Annotated in this window: 11 protein-coding genes; 5 read left to right on the top strand and 6 right to left on the bottom strand. The window is 65.3% G+C overall.

The window, feature by feature from the left end; genetic code table 11:
* The first annotated feature begins 1 nt into the window (after position 1).
* The 5 genes from VC352_RS11755 to VC352_RS11735 all read left to right on the top strand — a co-directional run bounded on the left by VC352_RS11755 (position 2) and on the right by VC352_RS11735 (position 8860).
* Positions 2 to 1351 (top strand): HD domain-containing phosphohydrolase, encoded by a 1350-nt coding sequence (locus VC352_RS11755; protein WP_322979742.1) that lies wholly within the window; start codon positions 2 to 4, stop codon positions 1349 to 1351.
* Positions 1352 to 1355: 4 nt separating this feature from the next.
* Positions 1356 to 1892, top strand: a complete 537-nt coding sequence (locus tag VC352_RS11750; protein ID WP_322979741.1) for a response regulator — start codon at positions 1356 to 1358, stop codon at positions 1890 to 1892.
* Positions 1893 to 2075: 183 nt separating this feature from the next.
* A complete protein-coding gene (locus tag VC352_RS11745) occupies positions 2076 to 5369 on the top strand; it encodes a transglutaminase family protein (RefSeq protein WP_322979740.1) in 3294 nt (1097 codons plus the stop codon).
* 114 nt (positions 5370 to 5483) lie between these two features.
* Positions 5484 to 7970, top strand: coding sequence for a circularly permuted type 2 ATP-grasp protein (locus tag VC352_RS11740; protein ID WP_322979739.1), 2487 nt, complete (start codon positions 5484 to 5486; stop codon positions 7968 to 7970).
* Positions 7967 to 8860 (top strand): transglutaminase family protein, encoded by an 894-nt coding sequence (locus VC352_RS11735; RefSeq protein ID WP_322979738.1) that lies wholly within the window; start codon positions 7967 to 7969, stop codon positions 8858 to 8860. Before VC352_RS11740 ends, VC352_RS11735 begins: the two co-directional genes overlap by 4 nt.
* A 36-nt stretch (positions 8861 to 8896) precedes the next feature.
* Here the strand turns inward: VC352_RS11735 and azu are convergent, their stop codons facing one another.
* The 6 genes from azu to VC352_RS11705 all read right to left on the bottom strand — a co-directional run bounded on the left by azu (position 8897) and on the right by VC352_RS11705 (position 14006).
* Entirely contained in the window at positions 8897 to 9346 is a 450-nt protein-coding gene (gene azu, locus VC352_RS11730; protein WP_322979737.1) for an azurin, read from the bottom strand.
* 396 nt (positions 9347 to 9742) lie between these two features.
* On the bottom strand, positions 9743 to 10678 hold the full coding sequence (locus VC352_RS11725; protein WP_322979736.1) for a DUF808 domain-containing protein: 936 nt from the start codon (positions 10676 to 10678) through the stop codon (positions 9743 to 9745).
* Positions 10679 to 10780: 102 nt separating this feature from the next.
* The gene (locus VC352_RS11720) at positions 10781 to 11368 is read right to left on the bottom strand and encodes a TIGR00730 family Rossman fold protein (RefSeq protein WP_322979735.1); all 588 of its coding nucleotides are present in this window, start codon (positions 11366 to 11368) and stop codon (positions 10781 to 10783) included.
* A 737-nt stretch (positions 11369 to 12105) separates the two neighbouring features.
* Positions 12106 to 12678 carry a HupE/UreJ family protein gene (locus tag VC352_RS11715; RefSeq protein WP_322979734.1) on the bottom strand — a complete coding sequence of 191 codons (573 nt, stop codon included), beginning with the start codon at positions 12676 to 12678 and terminating at the stop codon, positions 12106 to 12108.
* A 19-nt stretch (positions 12679 to 12697) separates the two neighbouring features.
* Complete coding sequence (gene ureG / locus VC352_RS11710) at positions 12698 to 13312, bottom strand: urease accessory protein UreG (protein WP_159970192.1); 615 nt, start codon at positions 13310 to 13312, stop codon at positions 12698 to 12700.
* 16 nt (positions 13313 to 13328) lie between these two features.
* Positions 13329 to 14006, bottom strand: a complete 678-nt coding sequence (locus tag VC352_RS11705; RefSeq protein WP_322979867.1) for an urease accessory protein UreF — start codon at positions 14004 to 14006, stop codon at positions 13329 to 13331.
* Positions 14007 to 14013: the final 7 nt, after the last annotated feature.

Below are 14013 nucleotides of genomic sequence, written 5' to 3'. Positions count from 1 at the left end.
CATGTCCGAATCGCAAACAAGTCCGCCGCGCCCGCGCGTGCTGTTGGTCGACGACGAGGAGAATATCCTCAACAGCCTGCGACGCCTGCTGCGCGGCCAGCCCTATGATCTGGTGATGGCCAATGGCGGCGCACAGGCGCTGCAACTGTTCGAGGAGCAGCCATTCGATCTGGTGGTTTCCGATGCCCGCATGCCGGGCATGGACGGCGCCACCCTGCTGGCCGAGATCCACAAGCGCAGCCCGCAATGCATGAGCATCCTGCTCACCGGCTATGCCGATATCCAGACCATCACCACGGCGATCAACGAGGGGCAGATCTATCGCTACCTGAGCAAGCCCTGGAACGATGAAGAGCTGATGTTGGCCATCCGCCAGGCCTTGGCCTTCCAGTTCGCCGAGCGCGAACGTGAGCGCTTGCAGCAACTGACGCAGGAGCAGAACAGGCAACTGGTCGCACTCAATGAGGGCCTGGAGAAACGCGTACAGGCGCGTACCGCAGAGCTGCAGCAGACGGCCGACATGCTCGATCTGGCCTATGACGAGTTGCGCCGCAGCTATGTGCTGAGCACCGAAGTGTTCTCGCTGCTGGTCAACCAGCGCCTACCGCGCGAGAAGCAGACCAACCAGCAAATCATCGCCATCATCCGCGCCTTCGCCTCGGACATGGGCATGCCGGAGGATCAGGCGCGTGATCTGAGCATGGCCGCAGCGCTGTACAACATCGGCAAGCTCAGCCTGCCGGACTCGATCCTGGTGAGCCCAGCCGACCTGATGCATGGCAAGGATCGTGATCTATACCGCCGCTACCCGGCGCAGAGCGAGTCGGTGCTGATGGCGCTTGAGCCGTTGCACGATGCGGCCAAGCTCATCCGCCATCATCAGGAGCGCTGGGATGGTTCGGGCTTCCCCGATCACCTGCGAGGCAACGACATTCCCCTCGGCTCGCGCATGCTCAAGCTGGCCGTCGACTTCGTCGAACTACAATGCGGGCTGGTGCTGGAGCGGCGGCTGAATCGCGACGAGGCGCTGCTGCTCATCGGCAAATACGCCGGCCGCCTGTATGACCCCGAACTGATCGAGCGCTTTACCCACATCTGCGCCTCGGTCATGCCGGACATCACCTTGGGCGACCCGCTGGTACGTGCCGTGGATACGCGCCAGCTCGAGCCCGGCATGGTGCTGGCGCGCAACCTCCATGCCGACAACGGCATGCTGTTGCTCAACGAGGGCAAGGTGCTCTCGGAACTGCTGATTCGCAAGCTGATCGCCTTCGAAGGCATCGAGTCGGCCTCCTATACCCTGTTCGTGCGGGATCCCGAAGCCGCGGCATTACAAGTCGCCAAGGAGTGATGCCATGGCACGTCTATTGTTGCTGGACGATGAACCCGCCGTGCTCAAGGCGCTGTGCCGGGAGTTGCGTGACACCGGCTGGCAGATCGATACCTTCAGCGAGCCGCAGGAGGCGCTGCTGGCCCTGGCGCACAACGCGTACGAGCTGATCCTGTCGGATCTGCGCATGCCCGAGCTCGATGGCATTGCGTTCTTGCAGTTCGCTCGGCAATTGCAGCCTGATGCGTTGCGCCTGCTACTCAGTGGTGACAGTGATCGCGAGTCGCTGGTCCGGGCGGTGAACAAGGCGGAAATCTACCGCTTCGTCTCCAAGCCGTGGGATGCCTACGAGTTGCGCGGAACCCTGCAGACCTGCCTGGAGTTGCAGCAGGTATTGGCCGAGCGCAAGTCGCTGCTGGAGCGCATCCAGCGGCAACAGGCGGCAATCGATGCACACGAGGCCTATCTGCGTGACATGCGTCGCCGGCACCCGGACATATTCACCGTCGAGCGTAGCGAAGACGGTGCGGTCGTGCTGCCAGATGATGAAGCGGGCGGCTAGGCCGATGACAGGAGGGCAGCGATTGCGCGCATGCATCGTGCTGGGGCATTGTCCTGAGCGTGGTGCGTGAGATGCCTGATTGTGGTGCATGGCGCGGCGCAGGCTGCCGATGGTGAGCGGCCGCGCGCGCTGGCATAAGTCTTGCGCGGCACAGCTTATCGTCCAGGCTAGCAGGAGGCCGCCGTGTCGATTCATGTCGCGCTGCATCATGTCACCCACTACCGCTACGACCGTGCGGTCAACCTTGGGCCGCAGGTCGTGCGTCTGCGCCCGGCGCCACATAGCCGCACGCGCATCCTTTCCTACGCACTGAAGGTCGAGCCAGGTGAACATTTCATCAATTGGCAGCAGGATCCGCAGGGCAACTACCTGGCGCGCCTGGTGTTCCCGGAGAAGACCCGCGAGTTCAAGGTCGAGGTGGATCTGGTCGCCGAGATGGCGGTGTTCAACCCCTTCGACTTCTTCCTCGAGCCCTACGCCGAGCGCATTCCCTTCGCCTACACCGAGGGCGAGCAGCGTGAGCTGGCGCCTTATCTGATCAAGCTGCCGGCCACGCCGTTGTTCGCCAAGTACCTGGCGAACATTTCTCGCGAACCGGTACCCAGCATCGATTTCCTGGTGGAGCTGAACCAGCGCCTGTCTACCGATATCCGCTACCTGATCCGCATGGAGCCCGGCGTGCAGACGCCCGAGCAGTCGCTGGAACTGGCATCCGGTTCCTGCCGTGACTCGGCCTGGCTGCTGGTGCAGTTGCTGCGTCATCTGGGCCTGGCGGCGCGTTTCGTCTCCGGCTACCTGATCCAGCTCACCGCCGACGTCAAATCCCTCGACGGCCCCAGCGGCACCGAACAGGACTTCACCGACCTGCACGCATGGTGCGAGGTGTACCTGCCCGGCGCCGGCTGGATCGGCCTCGACCCGACTTCAGGCCTGTTCGCCGGTGAAGGCCACATTCCGCTGGCCTGCAGCCCGGAGCCGTCTTCGGCGGCGCCGATCACCGGTGGGCTGGACGAGTGCGAGGTGGAATTCGAGCACCTGATGAGCGTCGAGCGGGTGTGGGAGGCGCCGCGCGTCACCAAACCCTACAGCGAGGCGCAGTGGCAGGCGATTCAGACGCTGGGCCGGCAGATCGACGAGGATCTGCAGAAACATGACGTACGCCTGACCATGGGCGGCGAGCCGACCTTCGTCGCTCTCGATTATCCCGATGACGACGAGTGGAACACCGCCGCGCTCGGGCCGAACAAGCGCCGCCTGGCGGCCGACCTGTTCTATCGCCTGCGCAACCATTACGCGCCCAAGGCGCTGGTGCATTTCGGTCAGGGCAAGTGGTATCCCGGCGAGCAGTTGCCGCGTTGGTCGCTGAACTGCTTCTGGCGCCGCGATGGTGAACCGCTGTGGCACGACCCCAAGCTGCTGGCTGACGAAAAGCGTGGCTATGGCGCGAGGGCAGAAACTGCCGAGCGTTTCCTGGGGGCGCTGGCTGCGCATCTGGGGGTGGATGCTGGCAACGTTTTCCCAGCCTATGAGGATTGGTTCTATTACCTGTGGCGCGAGCGCAAGCTACCGGACAACGTTACTCCGGATGACCCGCGCTTGAGTGATCCGCTGGAGCGCGAGCGTCTGCGCAAGGTGTTCGATCAGGGGCTCGATGCTGTGGTTGGTCACGTGCTGCCGTTGGCGCGCCAAGTGGTTGGTGAGGGCTGGCAGAGTGGGCGCTGGTTCCTGCGTGACGAGCATTGCCGTCTGTTGCCGGGCGACTCGGCGCTGGGCTATCGCCTGCCGCTGGATTCCATGCCCTGGGTCAGTCAGGCCGACTATCCTTACGTCAATCCGGTCGACCCCAGCCAGGCGTTGCCGCCGTTGCCCAGTCCGGCGCAGATCCAGCGTCAGCTGCGCGGTGTCTGGCGCGGCGCCAGTGCTGGCCCGCAGAGCGCGCGCCCGGCCAACGGGCAATCGGCTGCCGGCATCGTCCGTACCGCGCTGTGCGCCGAGCCCCGCGATGGCCGCCTGTATCTGTTCATGCCGCCGCTGAGCCACCTCGAAGACTATCTGGAGCTGGTCGCGGCCATCGAGGCCGTGGCTGCCGAGCTTAAATGCCCGGTGCTGCTGGAGGGCTACGAGCCGCCACTCGACCCGCGCCTGCAGTACTTCCGCGTTACCCCTGATCCGGGCGTGATCGAGGTGAATATCCACCCGTCGGCGAGTTGGGAAGAACTGGTCGAGCGCTGCGAATTTCTCTACGAGGCCGCGCGGCAATCGCGGCTGTCCAGCGAGAAGTTCATGATCGACGGCCGCCACACCGGCACCGGCGGCGGCAACCACTTCGTGCTCGGCGGCGCCACGCCGAGCGATTCGCCCTTCCTGCGCCGCCCCGATCTGCTGCGCAGCCTGATCAGCTACTGGCACAACCACCCGTCGCTGTCCTACCTGTTCAGCGGTTTGTTTATCGGCCCGACCTCGCAGGCGCCGCGTGTCGACGAGGCGCGCAACGATGCCCTGTACGAGCTGGAGATCGCCTTCGCACAGATGCCTGAGCCGGGGCGTGATTGCCCGCCGTGGCTGGTCGACCGCCTGCTGCGCAACCTGCTGGTGGACGTTACCGGCAACACCCACCGTGCCGAGTTCTGCATCGACAAGCTGTACTCGCCGGACTCGGCCAGCGGCCGCCTCGGCTTGCTCGAGTTGCGCGCCTTCGAGATGCCGCCGCACGCGCAGATGAGCCTGGCTCAGCAATTGTTGCTGCGCGCGCTGATCGCACGCTTCTGGCAGGAGCCTTATCGCCCCGCGAAGTTGGTGCGTTGGGGCACCGAGCTGCACGACCGCTACCTGCTGCCGCATTTCGTCGAGCAGGACTTCGCCGATGTGCTGCAGGAGCTGGGCAGCTTCGGCTATCGCCTGCGCAGCGAGTGGTTCGCCCCGCACTTCGAGTTTCGCTTTCCCAAGGCTGGCGACTTCGCGGTTAAGGGCATCGACCTGGAGCTGCGGCAGGCGCTGGAGCCCTGGCACGTACTGGGCGAGGAGGGCGCCGTTGGCGGCACGGTGCGCTACGTCGACTCGTCGCTGGAGCGCATGCAGGTGAAGGTGAACGGCATGGCGCCGGATCGCTACGTACTGACCTGCAACGGTGTACCGGTGCCGATGCGGCCCACCGGCAAGGTCGGCGAGTTCGTCGGGGGCGTGCGTTTTCGCGCCTGGCAGCCGGCCAGTTGCCTGCAACCGACCATCGGCGTGCACGCGCCGCTGGTGTTCGACCTCATCGACACCTGGATGCAGCGCTCACTGGGTGGTTGCCAGTACCATGTCGCCCATCCGGGCGGTCGCAACTACGACAGCCTGCCGGTCAACGCCTACGAGGCCGAGAGCCGGCGCCTGGCGCGCTTCTTCCGCTTGGGCCACAGCCCAGGCAAGCGCCCGGCCCTGCAACCGATAGACAATAATGAACTGCCGATGACCCTGGATCTGCGTCGCGTCTGACGTCGATTCCATCTGTGGGAGGGGCTTTAGCCGCGAACCGTCGCCGCTGAAGCGCCTCCCACGGATGCGGCTCATCAACCTGCGTCACGCTGCCTTGCCACTGCCGAGCCTGCCATGCACGACCTGTTAGCCGATTACCCGCCCCCTGCCGGGGCTTACCACGAATTGCTCGATGCCAAGGGCAACGTGCGCCCGCACTGGCGCCGCCTTTACGAGCAACTGGCGCGCAGCCGTCCGGAGCACCTGGCGCAGCGCGAGGCCATGCTGGCCCGGCAGATCCAGGAAAACGGCGTCACCTACAACGTCTACGCCGACCCGGAAGGTGCGGATCGCCCTTGGGAGCTGGATCTGCTGCCCAACCTGATCCCGGCGGACGAGTGGCAGCAGATCGCCGCCGGCGTGGCCCAGCGCGCGACCCTGCTCAATCGCGTGCTGGCTGATCTCTACGGCCCGCAGAAGCTGATCGCCGAAGGCCTGCTGCCGACCGAACTGGTGTTCGGCCACAACAATTTTCTCTGGCCGTGCCAGGGCATGCAGGCGCCGGGTGGCACCTGGCTGCACCTGTATGCGGTGGATCTGGCTCGCGCTCCGGACGGGCGTTGGTGGGTCACCGCCGACCGTACTCAGGCGCCGTCCGGCGCCGGTTATGCGCTGGAGAACCGGCAGATCGTCTCGCGTGCCTTCCCCGAGCTGTACCGCGATCTGCGCGTGCAGTACCTGGCCGGCTTCTTCCGCACTCTGCAGGACACCCTGGCGCGTCAGGCGCCGAGCGGTGGGGAAAAGCCGCTGGTGGTGCTGCTGACGCCGGGGCGCTTCAACGAGAGCTACTTCGAGCACCTGTACCTGGCGCGCCAGCTTGGCTATCCGCTGGTCGAAGGCAGCGACCTGACCGTGCGCGACGCCACCCTCTACCTCAAGACCCTGGCCGGCCTGCGCCGCGTGCATGCGGTGTTGCGCCGTCTCGACGATGACTATTGCGATCCGCTGGAGCTGCGCACCGATTCCGCCCTTGGCGTGCCTGGCCTGCTCGAAGCGGTGCGCCGTGGCCGCGTGCTGGTGGCCAACGCGCTGGGCAGCGGCGTGCTGGAGTCGCCCGGCCTGCCGGGTTTCCTGCCCGCGATCAGCGAGCATCTGCTCGGCGAAGAACTGCTGCTGCCGTCCATCGCCAGTTGGTGGTGCGGTGAGCCGCCGGTGCTGGATGAGGCGCTGGAAAAACTCGATGGACTGCTGGTGCGCCCGGCCTTTCCCTCGCAGAGTTTCGCCCCGGTGTTCGGCCGTGATCTGGATGAGGCGCAGCGCGCCAAGCTGGCGGCTCGCCTCAAGCAGCGCCCCTACGCCTACGTGGCGCAGGCGCGGGCCAAGCTGTCGCAGGCGCCGGTGTGGGACGGCACGGGCCTGCAGCCGCGCGCCATCGGCATGCGCGTGTTCGCTGTGGCCAGCGCCGACGGCTACCGAATCATGCCCGGTGGCCTGACCCGCGTGGCTGCCGAGGCCGACGCCGAGGTGGTATCGATGCAGCGCGGCGGCGCGAGCAAGGATACCTGGGTGCTTGGTACGCGGCAGGCTGGCGCCGAGCCCTGGCAGACGCAGCGCACCCTGGGCACCGCCGATCTGGTACGCAGCGACCCCTTCCTGCCCTCGCGGGTGGTGGAAAATCTATTCTGGTTTGGCCGCTACGCCGAGCGCTGCGAGGGCAATGCGCGGCTGCTGCGCATCATGCTGGCGCGTTATGTCGACGATGACGACGATCCACAGGCGCTGCAGAGCGCCTTGGTGCTGGCGCAGAGCTTGGGCCTGCTGGCTGATCCGGAGGAGGGCGAGCTGGAGGCGCGTCTGCTGCAGGCGCTGCTGGGCGGTGACTGGCCGGCCAGCCTGCGCGCCAATCTGCAGCGTCTGCAGTGGGCGGCCGGCAGTGTGCGCGGCAAGCTGTCCCAGGCCAACTGGCAGGCGCTGGTCGAGCTGCAGCGTGAGGCACAGTTGCTCGAAGGTCAGCCGGCCGACTTTGGCGAGCTGCTGGATTTCCTCAATCGCCTGCTGATGTCGCTGGCAGCGCTGTCGGGCTTCGCCCTCGACGACATGACCCGCGACGACGGCTGGCGCTTTCTCATGTTCGGTCGCTATATCGAGCGCCTGCAGTTTCTTTGCGACAGCTTCGCCGGCTTCCTGCGCAGCGGCTCGGCCACCGACCAGTCGGCGCTGGAGTGGCTGTTGGAACTGGGCAACAGCAGCATCACCTACCGCACCCGCTACCTCGCTTCGGCGCAACTGATCCCGGTGCTCGACCTGCTCCTTCTGGACGAGCAGAACCCCCATGCGGTGATCTTCCAGATGCGCACCCTGCTGCGTTCGCTGGAAGGGTTGCACGAGCGCTTCGAGCTGCCGGCCGAGCGCTACCTGGCGTATCTGGAGGAGCAGCTTGCCGCGTTCAGCCTCGCCAGTCTGGAAAACCCGCTGTTCGGCCCCGGCAGCACCCGTGCGGTGCTCGAAGGCCTGGCCGATATGCTGGTGGCCATCAGCGAGGCCGCCGGCGCGGTATCCGATCATCTTGGCCTGCGCTTCTTCGCTCATGTCGATGTCAGCCAACGGACGCAATCCTCATGAGCAGCGCCTTTTATCAAGTTCTTCACGACACTCACTACCGCTATTCGGCGCCGGTTTCCCTGGCGCAGCAACTGGCGCACCTGTGGCCGCGCGAATGTCCCTGGCAGCGCTGCCAGGAAAAGGAACTGCGTATCGACCCGCAGCCCTGTCAGCGTCGCGACGGCCTGGACGTGTTCGGCAACCCGCTGACGCGGCTGGTGTTCGAGCGCCCGCATGAGGCGCTCAGCGTCAGTGCGCGGCTGCGTGTCGAGGTGCTGGCGCGCCCTGCGCTCGACCTCGACGATTCGCCGAATTGGGAGGCGGCCTGCGCGGCGCTCAGCTATAGCGGCCAGCGTATGGAGCCGGCATTGCTGGAAGCGGCACGCTACCGCTTCGAGTCACCCTACGTACGCCTCAAGCAGGTCTTCGCCGACTTCGCTGATGACTGCTTCACGCCTGGGCGCCCGTTGCTGCAGGCCGGCCAGGCGCTGATGCAGAAGATTTTCGAGGAGTTCAGTTTCGATGCCGGCGCCACTCAGGTGGCCACGCCACTGCTGCAGGTGCTGGAAGAAAAACGCGGCGTCTGCCAGGACTTCGCCCACCTGATGCTCGCCTGCCTGCGTTCGCGCGGCCTGGCGGCCCGCTATGTCAGTGGCTACCTGCTGACCCAGCCGCCACCCGGCCAACCACGGCTGATCGGTGCGGATGCCTCGCATGCCTGGATCTCGCTGTACTGCCCGCGTCAGGGTTGGGTGGATTTCGACCCGACCAACAACGTGCGGCCGGCGCTGGAGCACATCACCCTGGCCTGGGGCCGGGATTTCTCCGATGTGTCGCCGCTGCGGGGGGTGATCCTGGGGGGCGGTAGCCACGACCCGGAAGTACAGGTCACGGTATTGCCGCTTGCATAGCAATGAAGGGCCTCGGTCGAGGCCCTTGCGGATGACTCAGTCGACCAGCTTCACGCTGCCTTTCATCATCGAGTAGTGGCCGGGGAAGGAGCAGAAGAAGCTGTAGTCCTCACCGGCTGCCAGCTTGCTCACGTCGAAGCTGACTGTGGTGCTCTCGCCGCCGCCGATCAGGCTGGTGTGGGCGATCACACGGGCGTCGCCGGCTTTCAGGTAGCTGGCATCGGGGCCTGCGCCGATACCGTCGGTGGCGATACCGGGCATGTCAGCGGTCTTGCTCAGCACCCAGTTGTGGCCCATGGCGGTCTTGGGCAGTGCACCGGTGTGTTTGAGGTTGACGGTGAAGGTCTTGCAGCTCTTGCTGACGGAGATGGCCTGGGTGTTGAAGGTCATCTGGTCGGTCGCCTCGACATCCACCGAGCAGTCGGCGGCGAAGATCGGGGTGCTGGCCAGGCCGAGCAGGGCCATGAGAGCAACGTTGCGTAACATCGTGAAGCCTCCAGATTCTGAGTTTCCGGTCAGGTCATTAAAGAGTCGCACAGCTTTGCCCGGTTGCGGGTGCGACCGAACGCCACGTCCATTTATCCCGAAAATCTGTGGATAACTCTGTGGGCAAGGTCTGCATGGGCTTTCCCAGCGCCCGCCGTTGGCCATTTCTGGGCGCCTGGTCAGCTTTTGTGCAGCGCCTGTGGCTAGGCTTCAGGCGAGCCGAAAAACCTTGCAAATGAATGCGTTGGAGTGAACGAGAGATTGCCGGGCAGATGCAGGCGAGCAATCAGGGCTTATCCCCGAAAGCCGTGGAGCAAGCTGTGGATAAGCTTGGGGAAAGTCGTGCGCGGCAGCGCCCGTCAAGGCGCGCTGCACACTGGCTGAAAAATGACCGATTCAGTCTGCCTTGGCGGGGCGCAGCGCTTGCAACAGGCGCGCACCCAGGCTTACCAGCGGTACGCTGATCAGGCCGGCGACGATGCCCAGCAGGGCGTTGAGCAACGTCGGCACTACGGCTGCGAGCCACTGACCGCCGTCCACTGCGACCCACTCGCTGGCGTGATGGATGGCCGCTTCGACCGGAGCCAGACCGTGGCTGAGAATACCGCCGCCCACCATGAACATGGCGGCCGTGCCGACCACCGAGAGCGCCTTCATCAGCCAGGGGGCCAGCGCCAGGATGCCGCGCCCGCAGGCTTGCGCGAAGGCGCTGCTGCGTTGGCTGAGGTACAGCCCGGCGTCATCGAGCTTGACGATGCCGGCGACCAGGCCGTAAACGCCAATGGTCATCACCAGTGCGATGCCGCTGAGCACGACCACCTGGTTGATGAAGCTGGCGGCGGCGACGGTGCCCAGGGTGATGGCGATGATTTCCGCCGACAGAATGAAGTCGGTGCGCACTGCGCCACGGATCTTGTCGCGCTCGAAGGCGACCAGATCCACCTCGGGATTAGCCAGGGCTTCGAGGTGGGCCTGCTTGCCGTCGTCCTCGTGGCGATGGAGCAGCTTGTGCAGCAGCTTTTCGGCGCCCTCGTAGCAGAGGAACAGGCCGCCGAACATCAGCAGCGGCACCACCAGCCAGGGCGCGACGGCGCTGATCAGCAGTGCCGCCGGCACCAGGATCGCCTTGTTGATCAGCGAACCCTTGGCCACAGCCCAGACCACCGGCAATTCGCGATCCGCCTTGACGCCAGTGACCTGCTGGGCATTGAGCGCCAGGTCGTCACCGAGTACGCCGGCGGTCTTGCGCGCGGCGACCTTGGTCATGGTGGCGACGTCATCGAGTACCGTGCTGATGTCGTCGATCAGGGCGAGCAGGCTGCTTCCGGCCATTGTCAGGCTTCCGTGTGAAAGAAAGACGCAGAGCCTAGCATTCTCGCCGCACGTCAGCATCGCGCCGCGCGTCGGAAGCGGGCGCGTTTCACGTTGTCGGGATCAGGCCGGCGTTCTGTCCACCCACTTCGGCGCTACGGTCGGGCGCCAGGCGGCGAGCGCGTCGACCAGCGCCTGCGGTGAGTCGGCGATCTGCAGCATCTCGCGGTGTTGCGCACGGACGAAGCGCTCGGCCACCAGGTGGTCGAGGAAGTCGCCGAGCTTGCTGTAGAAACCGTTGATCTCCAGCAGGCCCAGCGGTTTGGCGTGGTAACCGAGCTGGCCCCAGGTCCACACCTCGAACAGCTCTTCCAGGGTGCCGAGGCCGCCGGGCAGGGCGATGAAGGCGTCGGCCAGTTCGGCCATGCGCGCCTTGCGGGCGTGCATGCCGTCCACTACTTCCAGGCAGGTGAGGCCACGGTGGCCGATCTCGGCGCGCTCCAGGCTCTGCGGAATGATGCCGATGACTTCGCCGCCAGCGTTCAACGCCGCATCGGCCACGACGCCCATCAGGCCGACCGCGCCGCCGCCATAGATCAGGCGCACGCCACGCTCGGCCAGGTGCTGGCCAAGCGCTTCGGCCGCTTCACGATAGACCGGGCTGGCACCGGGGCTGGCGCCACAGAAAACACAGATGCTGCGCAGGGACATGCCGGGACTCCTCGACGAAAAACGCCAAGGTTAACCAGCCGGCGCGGCGCGACCAAGGGTCAATGGCTTGTATCAATGACGTGTATCAATGCCGCAGGTGCCACAGGCATAGCTGGCGAGCAGTTGGCGGAGATCGTCGAGGGACATGGCATGGCTTCCTTATCTGGCGGTAAGGATGAGGCTAGCCGGGATGTGGGTAGGCCGCTCGTAGATTGTTTCCATCAGGGCCATAGGCAGGTCGTTGCATCAAGAGAAAAAGTTTTCCCCGAGAGCTGTGGGTAATCCTGTGGGTAAACTGGTGGTTCCTTCATGTAGCGCCTAAATACAGGCCATTGCATGAGGCTGATCGATTTTTGAACAGCGGATAAAATCCTTTGTGCACAAAGGCTTGACATTTTTGTGGAGCATTTTCAGCTGTTCGCCGAGTTGTCCCCGTTAGCTGTGGGTCAAATTGTGGATAAGCTTTTAGGGGTTGTCTGCAGGCCAGTAATTTCAAGGTCTCTGGCGTTTTGGGTGTTTTTTGATCGGCAGCGTGAAATTGATCGAATCAGGCCAATGTCAAGCGTTTTTGGCCTGCCGTGAGTGAGGAGGGAAAAGTTATCCTCAGATTCTGTGCATGTTTCTGTGAGCAGGTTGGGGATAACCAGGCTCGGCTGTTACTGGATGGGGATATCCTCCTATGGCGAGGATTTGCCCAGCGGGGCGTCCGCCTCCCTGGGGAGGCGGACAGACAGGGCTCAGCTGGCCAGCAACCAGACGCCGGTCACTGCCGAGGCGGCGCCAGCGACGCGCACCAGCGGTGCGGCGGCCTGGGGCAGGAAGCGCACCAGGGCGTAGCCGAAGGCGTGCAGGGCGGCGGTGGCGATGACGAAGCCGGCGGCGTAGCCGTAAGGGCTGGCCAGATCCGGCAACTCCAGGCCATGGGCGACGCCATGGCTGAGGGCGAAGAGGGCAGTCAGGCCAATCGATAGCCCCATCGGCAGACGTGCGGCGACGGCCACCAACAGGCCGAAAGCCAGTACCGAGCCGGCGATGCCGGTTTCCATCAGCGGGATTTCCATGCCGGAGAAGCCGAGCAGGCCGCCGACCAGCATGGTGGCGACGAAGGTCAGTGGCAGCGCCCAGCGCGCCGTACCGCTTTGCTGTGCGGCCCACAGGCCAACGGCAAGCATTGCCAGCAGGTGATCCAGGCCGAACACCGGGTGGGCCAGACCGGAAAGCAGGCCCGATTCACCGTGACCGGGGTGGGCGAAGGCCAGTGCCGGGGTGCAGAACAGGGCGATGGCGGAAAGGGTCTTGCGCAGATTCATGTGGTTCTCCTTGAGGGAATCAGGCCGCGGTGAGCATGCCCTGGCGTTCGATGAAGGCGATGATCTCGTCGAGACCCTGGCCGACTTTCTGGTTGCTGAAGACGAAGGGCTTGTCGCCGCGCATCTTCAGGGTGTCGCGCTCCATCACTTCCAGCGAGGCGCCGACCATCGGCGCCAGGTCGATCTTGTTGATCACCAGCAGGTCGGATTTGCAGATGCCCGGGCCGCCCTTGCGCGGTAGCTTGTCACCGGCGGCGACGTCGATCACGTACAGGGTCAGGTCGGAGAGCTCCGGGCTGAAGGTGGCGGAGAGGTTGTCGCCGCCGGATTCGACGATGATCAGGTCGAGCCCCGGGAAGCGGCGGTTGAGCTGCTCGACTGCCTCCAGGTTGATCGAGGCGTCCTCGCGGATGGCGGTGTGCGGGCAGCCGCCGGTTTCCACGCCGATGATGCGCTCGGGCTCCAGTGCCTCGTTGCGCACCAGGAACTGGGCATCTTCCTGGGTGTAGATGTCGTTGGTGACCACGGCGATGTTGTAGCGCTCGCGCAGGGCGCGGCACAGCGCCAGGGTGAGGGCGGTCTTGCCGGAACCGACCGGGCCGCCGATGCCGACACGCAGGGGTTGGCTGTTCATTTGCTGTTGTTCCTCGTCAGGAGCGGAAGAGACGCGAGTACTGGCGCTCGTGCGCCATGCTCGCCAGGGCCAGGCCGAAGGCGGCGCTGCCCCAGTGTTCGGGGGAAAGAGTGGCTGCCTGCCGTTGCGCGGCATCGAGCTGCGGCAGCAGGCGGCTGGTCAGGCGCTGGGCAGCCTGTTGGCCCATGGGCAGCACCTTCATCAGTACGGCAAGCTGGTTCTCCAGCCAGCCCCAGAGCCAGGCGGCCAGGGCATCGTCCGGGGCGATCTGCCAGGCGCGCGCGGCCAGCGCCCAGGCCAGGGCCAGACCCGGCTCGGAGTGCTCGGCGAGAACGTGGCGGGCGTCGTCATCCAGTTCCGGCAGGCCTTCGAGCAGTTGCCTGAGCGAATAGCCCATCTGCCGGCTTTCCAGGGCCAGCTCGCGGGTTTCACGGCTGCCGCGATGGCGCTCGGCCAGTTCCAGCAGATCCGCCCAGTTAGCGCTGGCAGCGGCACGGCAGTGCGCCAGCAGCAGCGGGGCTTCGAAGCGCGAGAGGTTGAGCGTCAACTGATCACTCAGCCAGCGCTCGGCGCTTTCGGCATCCTTGATCAGGCCGCTGTCGATGGCCCATTCCAGGCCCTGCGAGTAGCTGTAGCCGCCAATTGGCAGTTGCGGGCTGGCCAGGCGCAGCAGTGCCCAGGCCGATCCGGACAGGGATGCG

It is taken from the genome of Pseudomonas sp. C11, from assembly GCF_034683865.1.
Taxonomy (GTDB): Bacteria; Pseudomonadota; Gammaproteobacteria; order Pseudomonadales; family Pseudomonadaceae; genus Aquipseudomonas.
The sequence above is the reverse complement of the archived record's forward strand: the minus strand, read 5'-3'. Positions and strand labels throughout refer to the sequence as shown.

Coding starts and splice junctions, on each gene's coding strand:
- VC352_RS11755 (WP_322979742.1), top strand. CDS start 2: ATGTCCGAATCGCAAACAAGTCCGCCGCGCCCGCGCGTGCTGTTGGTC.
- VC352_RS11750 (WP_322979741.1), top strand. CDS start 1,356: ATGGCACGTCTATTGTTGCTGGACGATGAACCCGCCGTGCTCAAGGCG.
- VC352_RS11740 (WP_322979739.1), top strand. CDS start 5,484: ATGCACGACCTGTTAGCCGATTACCCGCCCCCTGCCGGGGCTTACCAC.
- VC352_RS11735 (WP_322979738.1), top strand. CDS start 7,967: ATGAGCAGCGCCTTTTATCAAGTTCTTCACGACACTCACTACCGCTAT.
- azu (WP_322979737.1), bottom strand. CDS start 9,346: ATGTTACGCAACGTTGCTCTCATGGCCCTGCTCGGCCTGGCCAGCACC.
- VC352_RS11725 (WP_322979736.1), bottom strand. CDS start 10,678: ATGGCCGGAAGCAGCCTGCTCGCCCTGATCGACGACATCAGCACGGTA.
- VC352_RS11720 (WP_322979735.1), bottom strand. CDS start 11,368: ATGTCCCTGCGCAGCATCTGTGTTTTCTGTGGCGCCAGCCCCGGTGCC.
- VC352_RS11715 (WP_322979734.1), bottom strand. CDS start 12,678: ATGAATCTGCGCAAGACCCTTTCCGCCATCGCCCTGTTCTGCACCCCG.
- ureG (WP_159970192.1), bottom strand. CDS start 13,312: ATGAACAGCCAACCCCTGCGTGTCGGCATCGGCGGCCCGGTCGGTTCC.